Annotated in this window: 5 protein-coding genes; all 5 read right to left on the reverse strand. The window is 34.4% G+C overall.

Annotation, left to right across the window (positions count from 1 at the left end):
- Nucleotides 1-44: 44 nt before the first annotated feature.
- Nucleotides 45-6,104 carry a non-ribosomal peptide synthetase gene (locus EWV60_RS05255; protein WP_287231417.1) on the reverse strand — a complete coding sequence of 2,020 codons (6,060 nt, stop codon included), beginning with the start codon at nucleotides 6,102-6,104 and terminating at the stop codon, nucleotides 45-47.
- 80 nt (nucleotides 6,105-6,184) lie between these two features.
- Nucleotides 6,185-7,093 carry a 2OG-Fe(II)-dependent halogenase WelO5 family protein gene (locus tag EWV60_RS05260; protein WP_287231419.1) on the reverse strand — a complete coding sequence of 303 codons (909 nt, stop codon included), beginning with the start codon at nucleotides 7,091-7,093 and terminating at the stop codon, nucleotides 6,185-6,187.
- Nucleotides 7,053-7,889, reverse strand: a complete 837-nt coding sequence (locus tag EWV60_RS05265; protein WP_004162178.1) for a 2OG-Fe(II) oxygenase — start codon at nucleotides 7,887-7,889, stop codon at nucleotides 7,053-7,055. Before EWV60_RS05265 ends, EWV60_RS05260 begins: the two co-directional genes overlap by 41 nt.
- A 158-nt stretch (nucleotides 7,890-8,047) precedes the next feature.
- Nucleotides 8,048-9,085 carry a TauD/TfdA family dioxygenase gene (locus EWV60_RS05270; RefSeq protein WP_004162179.1) on the reverse strand — a complete coding sequence of 346 codons (1,038 nt, stop codon included), beginning with the start codon at nucleotides 9,083-9,085 and terminating at the stop codon, nucleotides 8,048-8,050.
- A 138-nt stretch (nucleotides 9,086-9,223) separates the two neighbouring features.
- Nucleotides 9,224-11,092, reverse strand: a complete 1,869-nt coding sequence (gene asnB, locus EWV60_RS05275; RefSeq protein ID WP_004162180.1) for an asparagine synthase (glutamine-hydrolyzing) — start codon at nucleotides 11,090-11,092, stop codon at nucleotides 9,224-9,226.
- Between the last annotated feature and the right edge of the window lie 4 nt (nucleotides 11,093-11,096).

The following is an 11,096-nucleotide window of genomic DNA, read 5'->3' on the forward strand; positions in this document are numbered from 1 at the left end:
CCCTGCAATCTTTGTTTAATCTAAAAATGAGGAATATTGTCTCTTTAATCAAAATCAGCATTAAAGCTATTTAATAACTGTTCAGTTTCTTCTGGATTGGTAGTTGTTATAATGATTTCTGAAAGGGTTTGTTCAGCATAATTAGTAACATTTTCTATTAAATTTTGTAACTGAGTTAGTACACGATAAATATCGGTCGCTGTAAATTTTTGGCAATCATAATCAATTACCATTGATAAATCAGGATCAAATTCTACCGTCAGATTAAAAGAATAATTAGTACGAGAAAAAGATTGTACATCTACAATTTTAATCTTTTCTCCTCGTAATTCAGAGTTAATCGGATAGTTTTCTACGGTTATAAAACTCTCAAATAATTGATTTCCGTTGTTTAAATTGCTCCATTGTTGTATCTGAACTAAAGGGCTATATTGATGTTCTAAATACTCTATTTGTTGCTGTTGAAGCTGTTTTAACCACCCTAAAAAATTCTGATCCGAAATGATCAAAACTTTCACGGGAATGGTATTAATTAATAACCCTACTAAGGATTCTACACCCGAAATCTCAGGGGATCTTCCTGAAACAGTTGCGCCAAAAATTACCTCATCTTCTCCACTATAACGACTTAATAGCAGAGCAAAACAACCTTGAATAATTGTATTAAGGGTTAAATGATTTAATTTTGCCCAATTATTCAACTGATTCGTAATTTCTTCAGAAAAAATACTTTGTTCTTTTCCTCGTGTTGTTGCTGAGTTAATTCCAGTAGATTCTATCCCCCAGCGTGTAGAACCTTTAATTCCTTTCAGTGCTTTTTTCCAAAATTGTTCGGCGGCTGAATCATTTTTGTGTCCTAACCAGTTTATATAGTCCTTATAATGGGGAGCAGGGGGTAATTCCTCTTCAATTCCTTGAGATAATGCTTGATAAATGGTAAAGATTTCCTGAAAAATAATTCCGTTGCACCATCCATCTAACAAGAGATGATGATGACTCCAAATTAAATAATATTTAGATGTAGATAGTTTGATTAAAGCAATTCGCATTAAGGGTGCGTCAGAAAAAGAAAATCCTCGTTCTAAGTCAATTCTAAGATAATTGTCCAAAGCTGCATCTTGTTGACGAGGAGACAAATTCTCCCAATTTTCTGAAGTCCAAGGTAAGGTAATTTCTGGGAGAACCACTTGTAAAGGAGTTGGTAGATCTTGCCAAATAAAAGCAGTCTTAAGACTATCATGGCGATTAACCACTTTTTCCCAAGCTCTACGAAAATAATTTTGATTTATCTCTCCTTCTAGGGTAAAAACTTTTTGCTGAAAATAAAGATTAGATGCTTTTTCATAAAGACAGTGAAATAGCAATCCCTGTTGTAGCGAAGATAAGGGATAAATATCTGCGATTTCACTAAACTGTTTGCTAATATAATCTAGTTGAGATTTAGTTAAACTGGCCAGGGGAAAATCAGAAGGATGATAATGATGGCGACCATCGAGAAAATCAGTAATTAAGTTTTTTATCTCATTAACCGTATCTATGGCTAATTTCTCAATGGTTTCTCGTTGATAAAGCTCAGGGTTGTAAGTCCATTCTAAATAGATTTGACCATCAATAACCATCGTATCAAGAGAAATACTAGGGGTATTTTCCCCTAATCCGCTTTTTTCGATTCCTCGATTTTCCCATGATAAAGAGAATATGGTATTTTTTTGGGTAAATTTTCCTAGATAATTAAAACATAACTCAGGTTGTGGTAAATGATTGAACTTTTCTTTGATTTTCCGTTGCTGATTCAGATAGCGTAAAATTCCATAACCAATTCCACCATGGGGAATTTGACGTAAGGTTCCTTTAACTACTTGTAGCATCTCAAGCGGTGATAAAGAAGGATCACAAGAGAATAATAGAGGAAACCGGGTAGTAAACCAGCCAATTGTCCGAGAAATATCCACTTCCTCAAACAGCGTTTCTCTCCCATGTCCTTCTAATTCTATCCATAACTCATTTTTTCCTGTCCAACTTTGATAGGTTCGTAATAAACCGCACAAAACTAATTCGTTTATTTGTGTATGATTAAGTCGTGAAACTTGAGATAAAATGGCTTCAGTAGTTTCCTTCTCCAGAAATACCTTTACTTTCTCCATTCTTCTTTCGTATTTAGTCACTTGTTGCTCAATTCGAGGAAGATATACGGGAGATGAAGGAAATTGAGCTAACCAATAATCTAATTCCGACAAAATAGACTCAGATTGAGCATAATTTCTTAATTTTTGCGCCCAATACTGAAAAGATGTAGTTTTATTTCCTAAATCTATCTTTTCCCCTTTTTGCAATTGATTGTAAGCAGTATCCAAATCCTCTAACCAAATGCGCCAAGAAATGCCATCCATCAGAAGATGATGAACGACAAATAACAAACGCACTCCCCATTTTTTGCCTAAATTAAACCTAACAACCCGTAACAAAAGAGGATTATCTAAACTTAAACTTTTTTGTATCTTAGTTGCTTCAATACCTAAAATACTTGATAAAGCTGCGTCAGTAACTTTTGCCAAATCTATTTCTAAACAAGGAGTTATGTCTTTAACTTCTGTGTAACGCTGAATCCAACCGTTTTCAGTTGGCGAAAACCTCAATCTTAAACTATCATGATGAGCAATTAAGGCATTGACAAGGGTTTCTGTCTCTGTTCTTGATAAATCCCAGGGAATATCTAGCAAAATTGACATATTCCAGTGATGGGGATTACTCAAAGATTGTTGAAAAAACCACTCTTGGATAGGAGTTAAAGGAACTTCGCCTTTATTGTCACCTAATTCTAGTTTTATTTCCTGATTTTTCAGGATTTTTACTAATTCAGCAAAGGTTTGATACTGAAAAAGGTCAATCGGTTTTAAATTTAAGCCTAATACTTTCGCTCTAGCGGCGATTTGAATACTTAAAATTGAATCACCTCCCAACTCAAAAAAATTGTCATTTAAGCCAACTCGATCAATATGAAGAACCTCTGACCAAATCTTCGCTAAAATCTTCTCGTTCTCAGTATTTGGTGCAACATAATCTGATTCTATCTGCTCTCTTCCCGTTTCAAGTAAGGGTAATTTTTTACTATCTAACTTGCCATTTTGGGTTAAGGGAAGACGCTCTAAAAAGACAAAGCGACTGGGAATCATAAACTTTGGTAAGCTTTTTTCCAGAAACTGGCGTAACTCTGCAACTTTAGGTCTATTCTTACCATCAGGAACTAGATAAGCCACCAGTTGTTTTTCTCCCTTAGTGAATTCTAAAACCAGTACCTTTACGCTTGTGATAGCTGGATAATTCATTAATTGGCTTTCCACTTCTCCTAACTCGATGCGAAAACCATGTAGTTTGACTTGATGATCAACTCGTCCTAAAAATTCAATATTTCCGTCAGGCAGATAACGAGCTAAATCTCCTGTACGATAAAGTCGCTCTGACAGTTTAATTTTCTGATTTTTGGAGCTATATCTTCTATTATGAGTAGTTGTGATCTTAAATTTTGCTTCTTGATTAAACCACTGTCCTTTGGTAATTTTTAGCTTTAAGTAGCTATTTTGAACTTTTAAGCTAAAATGCTGATTAAAAGAATCATCAGATGAAGAGGATTGGTTAAGATAACCTCTTGCTAGATTCTCTCCTCCAATATAGATTTCCCCTGGAAAACCGATGGGAACCGGTCTTAGCTGTGAATCTAACAAAAATATCTGGGTGTTCGGTAAAGGTATCCCCAAAGGAACGGATTTTGTTACCCGCTCAATTGTAGATTGAGTTATCTCATAGGTAAGAACACCAACTGTTGTTTCTGTTGGTCCATAATGATTAATAGTTCGACAATGGGGAGCTAAAGATTGGATGGTTTCGATTAACCGCCAAGTCGTCGTTTCTCCTCCTAAGACAAGACATTTTTTGGGTAAAAGTTGTGATGGATTAGGAGATTCATTAAGTAAAGCCGATAAATGACTAGGAACAATCTTTAAGCAGTCAATTTCTCCTTTTTTTTGGTAATAATTTGCTAAAGCTATCGGATCGGTCATCTTTTCTTGAGAAATAATATGTAAGCAGCCTCCACCGCATAAAGAGGGAAAAATAACAGTATTGCCTAAATCAGCACCAAAGGTTGAAATTAACCCATAACTGGCTCCTAAAGGTAAATTTAAACGCTCTTTAATTCCCTCTAAATAGTTGAAAAGTTGTCGATGTTCAATCCCGACTCCTTTAGGTTTTCCTGTGGAACCAGAGGTATAAATAATATATGCTAAATTTTCTGGTTTAACTTCCGTTTGTAAATTTTCTTCGCTGTAACCATCTAGGATATTTCTCTCGTTGTCTAAAATTACCAATTGAGCTAAATTAAGAGATAGCAAAGATGTTAGGTTTGGCTGCGTAACAACCCATCGCGCTTGACTATTTTCGATCATAAATTTGATCCGTTCCGGCGGTAAAGTCGGATCTAAAGGGACATAAGCTCCTCCCGCTTTAAGAACTCCTAATAAGCTAATCACCATCCAATGCGATCGCTCTAAACAAAGTCCGACTCGCTCATCGGGTTGTAGTCCTAAATTGTGTAAATGGTGTGCTAATCGATTAGAAAGTAGATTGAGTTGATCATAGGTTAAGCTTTCGTCTTCAAACACCAAGGCAATCTCTTGAGGGTTTATTTTTGCTTGCTTTTCAAAAAGATGATGGATGCAAGAAGTATTTAAATAATTTTCACTTTTTTGTGTAACTAGACTAGGATTAAACTGTAATAAAATTCGTTCTTTCTGCTGATCAGTTAAAATATCTAAAGCTTCTATTTTTTGCCGAGGATTAGCACTAACATTCATAAGTAAAGTACAATAATTTTGCAACCAATTTTCGATAACTTCTGAAGAAAAACTATTTGAATTATAGTGAAATTCAATTTCAATATTCTGTGCATAGCGCAGACAACAGACATTTAATTGATAAGGTTGCAGACAAGAAAATTGTTGGATCAATGACCAATCTAGATCGGTTAAATGAATATTTTTATTAGCGTTTAACTCTACCTCAAAAGTGATTCCCTGTTTGACCAATTCTCCTACTTGAGGTATGAAATAATCTTGCCATTGACTAAAATCTTTATTTTTTTGAGCAATTTGTTGACAAAAATTAACAAAACTTAAAGAATAATCTAAGGTAACAGATAAGGGTAAATATTTAGTCATTAATCCTATACTTTGGGATAAATCTTCATAGTGACGATTATCACAAGCAAGTCCTAAACTAATTTCTTCTTGAGATGTCATTCTTGACAATAAAATCAGAAAGCAACTTAACAACCAATCCTGCTCTGAAACTTGATACTTTTGAGCTAAATCTTTTAAAGATTCAAGTTGTTGTTGCTCTAAGGTAACAGAAACGAATTTTGGCTCGAAATCACTGACAAGCTCCCGATAGTTTTGACGGGATAAAGGAAGTTCAAGACTTATATTTTCTCGCGTGTTTTCCTCCTGCCAATACTCTCTTCCTGCTAAGGTTTCTGTTGATTCTAATAACTCATTTTGCCACTCTGAAAAATCTATATATTGAAAGGGTTCATCTCTTGTAACTTCGCTTTCTTGTTGATCATAGCAACTGACAATTTCTGCCATCAAATAACTTAAAGATGAACGATCTGCACATAAACTAGGTAAACTAATAACTAAAATAATTTCATTGACAGATAATTCAATTAAAGTAACCTCCAAAAAAGGTAATTTTTCTATATCCAAAGGTCTTTGAAGTCTTTCGTTAAAAATAGCTTCTAGTTTGTTTAATTGTTTCTCTTTCGAGTCTTTTTGGCAATTGTACTGCTCAACTACCGGAAAATAAGGAGCTTTAATAACTTGCAAAGGAATTGTCATTTCTGGCAAATTATAAAAAGCCGTTCGCAGAATTTCTAAGCGCTCAATAGTCAGGGCTAAAGACTTTAATAAGCACTCTTTGTCTAAAACGCCTTTTAACAAAAATGAGCCTTGAGTTCGGTAATAAGAGCTCGGATTTTCTTGAGCTAATAACCAGAGATGTTTTTGTTGTGGAGAAAGACGAAAGCCTTCGATTTTTTCAGAATTTATCATCTTTTTTAACTTAATTATTCAAAGGGTTTAAATTGATTAAATCGCCTATACTTGCAGCGAGTCCATTTAGTCAAAACTGACTAACTCCAATAATAAATCTTTTGATTGTCATGGGAGATTGACAAAAATCCCCCTATAGTTATTCGAGTTATTGCTCCAGAAACATAAGCAATTTCATGGGTAATTGTGCTTGACTTAAAAATCACTAAATCTCCTTCAAAAAGCTCAAAAGATTGTTGAGAATAATGATTTAAGTTTTGCTTTTTATCCATAATAAATTGATTGAGTCCTGTTTTCAGATTCTTCAGTTCATCTGAATTAAAATAAAGTTGATGAAGAATTAATTCACCGCCATGAGTGGGTTTATTAACCACAATAAAATAACTAAAACAGTTAGGAACATCTGCTATTTGATGTAAATAGGAATAGTTAGGACTATAAGTAAATTCACTATCTACATGAGCAACAATTCCGGGTTGATTGGGAGGAACAAAACGAATGGTTGCAGGAGTATATTTTTTTGCATCTTCTTGAGGACAACAGATAGCTCTCCCATTTGAAAGTTGCTTAAATATCTGAGTAATCCTCGCTTCAAAATCAATCGGTAAAGCGTCAATCAGCATTTTTCTAAACTGTTCTGCTTTGTCTAAATAATTGGCTTTATTTCCTTCTATATCCGATAAACTTAATCCATAAGTTTTACCATAACGAGTTGGGAAAAATCCTGCTTCTAGGGATTGAACATATTGAGCAAGTTGTTGCATTTCGCGTTGTGAGAAAACTTGCTTAATAATAATTCCCTGTACGGTTTCTTGACGGATTTCAGATAATATATCTGGGATATCAGCCAAATCTGTAACCTGACGGGTAATCACCTGAGCTTGAGATGATTGAGTTTTCATTGTGTTGCTCTCCTTCATAAAAACAAAATATAAATTAGCTGATGCTTTAACTCCAATAATAGATTTTTTTGTGTTCACCTTCACCACTACTTCGCTCCTCGTGAGAGAAAGCTAAAAATCCTCCTATCGTGAGCCGTTTTTGGGTTCCTTCAACATTAGCTACTTTGTGCATAATCGTGCTTCCTTTAAAAATAATCATATCTCCTACATCAGGATTAAGAGATATTTGAGAACAGACATCAATCTTTGTCTTAACATCCAAGAAAAATGCTAATAAATCTTCTTGTGTTTTATCCGTCGCACTCAAAAATAGGTCATAAATGACTAATTCGCCTCCAGACTCTGGTTTGTCAATTACTAAAAAATAACTCATTGAATCTGCTAAATCAGCTTGATTTTTCAAAAAATCGTATCCCGCATTGTATAAAAATTCGCTACCCGTATGAGGAGGAATCCCCCCTGTTTGAGGATTAACTAACCGAATAGTTGCTGGAGTATAGTACCTGCTGTTTTCTTGAGGAATTTCTATTTCTGCACCTCCTGAAATTTGACTAATAATTGACTCAATTTTTTTTTCAAAATTAGTCACAAATAGCTGCTTTACGATTTTTCTAAACTTATCTGCTTCTTGAAAATAATCTCTATCACTGGTGATCTTTTGAGACAAGCTCAATCCAATCGTTGCTCCAAAAACAGTCGGATGTAAATCCACTTCATTAGCTTTAATCTTCTGAGCTACTTGATTCATTTCTGCTGGAGAAAAAACTTGCTTAATTAGCGTTCCATGTACTTTTTCTTGATAAATTTGAACCAGTAAATCAGGATAATTATTTAATTCTTCTTGAGAAAGATTAAGCCATTTTAGAGCCGTTGTGTTAGTCATTTTTACCTCCTACATTTTTTGGGGAATTGAATTGGTGTATTTTAACTGCGCTTTAGTCCCTAGGTCTCCTTGCCAGCTAGACTAATTTAAGAGCAATTAATAGGGTGTGCAATAGTCGAGAGCTTTTCGGAGGGTCGATGGTTGATTAATTCTGTCACTTAGTTTACCTCGGCTTGTTTGATGATATTGTTTGAGTAAAGTTGTGCCATTCCCACCACAACTTTTCGCTGTCCTACATAAGGCATTCTTCCATGAGAAAATCGCATATTATCTAAGAGGAGTATGTCTCCTGATTGCCAAGAAAACATAACCGTTTCTTGTTGATAACAGTGATTAATTTCAGCAATGATCTGATCGTCAATTGCCGTACCGTCTCCATAATAAACATTACGAGGTAAATCTTCACTTTTATACTCACTCAAAACCAAATCTCGAATATTTGGCTCTAAGCTAGATACATGAAACAAATGCGCCTGATTAAACCAAATTTTATCTCCCGTTTGTGGATGAACAGCAGTTGCTTGACAAACTTGCCAAGTTTTTAGGCGATCACCTTCTTTCCACTCCCAGTCAATACCCTGCTGACGACAGTAAGCTTCCACAAGGCTTTTTTCCTCAGTTTGGAAAACATTTTGCCAAGTTAAATCTAAACCTGCTCCATAGTTTCGCACATACAGAAGCTTTTTTTCTTCAAACTGGTTAACAATTTGAGGAGAAAGTAATTTTAATAAGTTACGACTATCAGCGATCGGGGTTTCCCCTCTTTCTGTAGCGGCTTTTTGACAAAAAAAGGCAATTTTAAGCGGCCAACTACAACTATAGGACATTTCATTATGTAACGGGATGGTTTGATGAGCGGGATATTCGGTGGAAGTATGAATTTTCCCTTGTACCTTTGATCGGGGTGTGGAGCGATAAGTATAGTCTAATAAGTCACCCCAAATCTCTTGCAATAACTGTTCAAATTCTAAAATGCTTTTAATGCAAAAGTTTCGCCATAAAATAGCACCATGTTGAGACAAGTTTTCATCAATAAACTCTCGATTATTTTTGACCCAACTCAGTAGATTTAAGCCTTCCAAGCTAGGTTTGACGACCATTGGCAAGGATTGATCTGGCTCAGAATAGCTTATTTTAATTATTTTTTGGGTTTCAACTTGAATTGATTTTCGTCTGACGGCATTTAATTTACTCATGGGTTTTTTCCTTATCAATGTGCTTGTTCAGTGATACCACAAACTAAACCAGAAGAAAATGCTGTCACTGAAAAGTAATGCCTCGTGTGGCGTAGCTCTAGTATAACACGGCTATCGGCAATGTCAAACCTTCGGGTCTCAAAGATTAAATTGCTCTAAGAATATACCAAGCGAAAGGGGAATAATTAGTAAATCTAGGTCAAAAGGAAGATTTAACCTAAAATTATTTTGCTGATATTTTTGCTTTAGCTTTTGGATTATAACAGGATCAAAATAACCTTGTTTTTTAATTACCTCACTTGATAGTAAATAATCAATATATTCAATATTTTGCTTTAAGATATTAGGACTACCTTGAGTATGAAAAGCAAATTTTTCTCGATGAATAATTTCTAAAGGAATCAGGTTTTTTGCGATCTGTTTAAGGATATATTTTTCCTCTAATTTATTCAGTTTTAAGTCGGGAGGAATTTTTGTTGAAAATTCTACTAAATGTATATCTAAAAAAGGATAACGTGCTTCAACAGAGTTGGCTAAAGCCATCCGATCTCCGTGATCTGCCACTAAATGATCTGATAATCTTAACTTAAAATCAAGGTACGATCTTTTATGTAAATGATGTCGATTTTTAATTTTTTCATGGTCAACTACTTCAAAATTAAGACAGTCAAATTGATAAAATTGTTCTCTCAGTTTTGCTGAATACAAAGCCAGTTTAGTTTCTTGATAAGCATATAAATTTCTTTCGTAAAATAGCTGGTTATCTCCCCATACTTTTAGACTCAATTCTTCTTCTAAAATTGTTTCTAAATTATAATTACTATTAGTAGAAAAAGCCTGATTTTGTTGAGCTTGTTCAAAACGATAACCAACATAACCCGCAAATAATTCATCAGCACCTTCTCCGGCTAAAATTGCTTTAATGTTATGACGATTTGCACAACTTGAAAGAGCTAATGATGCGGTATTATAGGTTTCTTTTAGAGGACACTCAGCATGATAAATTGCTTTACCTAAACTTTCACCAATACTTTGTTCATTAAACCTAATCTCGTGATGTCTAAAATTTAATTGTCTTAGTAAAATATCACGATAATAACTTTCACATATATTTTTATCTTCAAAACCAATAGAAAAAGAGTCTATTTGATAATCAGGACGCATCTCCTGAACCATTGCTGCAATCAGGGAAGAATCTAATCCTCCACTCAGATATAACCCAACTGGAACATCAGCTTGTAAGCGATAGCTGATTGATTGCTTGAGAAGTTCTTGTAGTCTTTCAGTATAATATATTTCTGAACGATAAACTGGACTTTCACCTATTTTTGGATAATCTAAATCCCAATATTCCCTTATCTTAATTTGGCAATCTTTAAGGATTAGGTAATGACCGCTTTTTAAGCTTTGTATATTTTTGAACATCGTTCTGGGACTAATCAATCCGGGAAAAGTTAGAATTTGATCTAAACCGGTTAAGTCCACTTCAGGAACAACAAGAGGGTGTTCTAAAATGGCTTTAATTTCTGAGCCAAAAATTAAATTTTGCTCGACAATCGTATAAAAAAGAGGACAAATCCCCATTTGATCTCTCGCTAATACTAATGTTTGTTCTTTAATGTCGTATAAAGCAAAAGCAAATTGACCATTAAGTTTGTTTAAAAAATCACAACCATATTCTTCATATAAATGAATTAACACTTCAACATCAGTATGAGTTCTAAATTTATGTCCTTTTTTTTGTAAGTCATCCCTTAATTCAAGATAATTAAATATTTCGCCATTGCAAACTAATACGATTGATTTGTCTTCATTATAAAGGGGTTGCTCACCTCCTTGAAGATCAATTAAACTCAATCTCCGAAAACCCATACCACCGTAGTTGTCCAAAAAATAACCCGAAGAATCTGGCCCACGATGAATGATCTTATTAGCCATTGCTTCTAAGATTTTCTGGTCTGGACTTTTTTCTTTTTTAAGATCAAAATAGCCACAAATACCACACATAAAA

The sequence above is a fragment of the Microcystis sp. Msp_OC_L_20101000_S702 genome (genome assembly GCF_007095705.1).
Lineage (GTDB): Bacteria > Cyanobacteriota > Cyanobacteriia > Cyanobacteriales > Microcystaceae > Microcystis > Microcystis ichthyoblabe_A.

Coding starts and splice junctions, on each gene's coding strand:
- EWV60_RS05255 (WP_287231417.1), bottom strand. CDS start 6,104: ATGATAAATTCTGAAAAAATCGAAGGCTTTCGTCTTTCTCCACAACAA.
- EWV60_RS05265 (WP_004162178.1), bottom strand. CDS start 7,889: ATGACTAACACAACGGCTCTAAAATGGCTTAATCTTTCTCAAGAAGAA.
- EWV60_RS05270 (WP_004162179.1), bottom strand. CDS start 9,085: ATGAGTAAATTAAATGCCGTCAGACGAAAATCAATTCAAGTTGAAACC.
- asnB (WP_004162180.1), bottom strand. CDS start 11,092: ATGTGTGGTATTTGTGGCTATTTTGATCTTAAAAAAGAAAAAAGTCCA.